Here is a 1,052-nt window from a genome sequence, read left to right as displayed (position 1 = left end):
CGTAAAAAGCCACACGTCAATGTGGGCACGATTGGTCACGTAGACCATGGTAAAACGACATTAACAGCAGCGATTACCACAATTATGGCTAAGAAATTTGGTGGTACAGCTAAAGCTTATGATCAAATTGACGCGGCACCAGAAGAGCGTGAGCGTGGTATTACCATATCAACAGCCCACGTAGAATATGAATCAGCAAACAGACATTATGCGCACGTAGATTGCCCAGGACATGCTGACTATGTCAAGAACATGATTACTGGTGCGGCACAAATGGACGGAGCGATACTGGTAGTATCTGCTGCAGATGGTCCTATGCCACAAACCAGAGAGCACATTTTGTTGTCACGCCAAGTAGGTGTACCATACATTGTTGTGTTCATGAACAAAGCAGACATGGTTGATGACCCTGAGTTATTAGAATTAGTAGAAATGGAAGTACGTGATTTGTTAAGCAGTTACGATTTCCCCGGAGATGATATTCCTATTATTGTCGGTTCAGCATTGAAAGCATTAGAAGGCGATGATAGCGAAATTGGTGTCAAAGCGATTGAGAAATTGGTTGAGACCATGGACTCTTATATACCAGAACCTGTACGTAACATTGATAAAGCATTCTTGTTACCAATCGAAGACGTATTCTCAATATCTGGACGAGGAACAGTAGTTACTGGCCGAGTCGAGAGTGGAATCGTTAAAGTGGGTGAAGAGATTGAGATTGTTGGAATCCGCGACACTCAAAAAACCACTTGTACAGGTGTTGAGATGTTCCGTAAGTTGTTGGATGAAGGTCGAGCTGGAGACAACGTAGGTGTGTTATTACGTGGAACCAAGCGAGATGAAGTTGAACGTGGACAGGTATTGGCTAAGCCAGGTACAATTAAGCCGCACACAAAATTTGAAGCGGAAGTTTACGTATTATCCAAAGAAGAAGGTGGACGTCATACTCCATTTTTCAATGGCTATAGACCCCAGTTTTATTTCAGAACAACTGACGTAACAGGAACATGTGATCTTCCATCTGGAGTAGAAATGGTAATGCCTGGTGATAA

The 1,052-nt window shown here is 43.0% G+C and carries 1 protein-coding gene; it reads left to right on the top strand.

Annotation, left to right across the window (positions count from 1 at the left end; genetic code table 11):
- Window positions 1–1,052, top strand: a 1,052-nt coding sequence (gene tuf, locus BU07_RS0100575; protein ID WP_031562596.1) for an elongation factor Tu, incomplete at both ends; no start/stop codon positions are given.

The organism is Legionella wadsworthii DSM 21896 = ATCC 33877 (genome assembly GCF_000701265.1).
Lineage (GTDB): Bacteria > Pseudomonadota > Gammaproteobacteria > Legionellales > Legionellaceae > Legionella > Legionella wadsworthii.
This window is presented reverse-complemented; position numbering and strand designations above follow the sequence as displayed.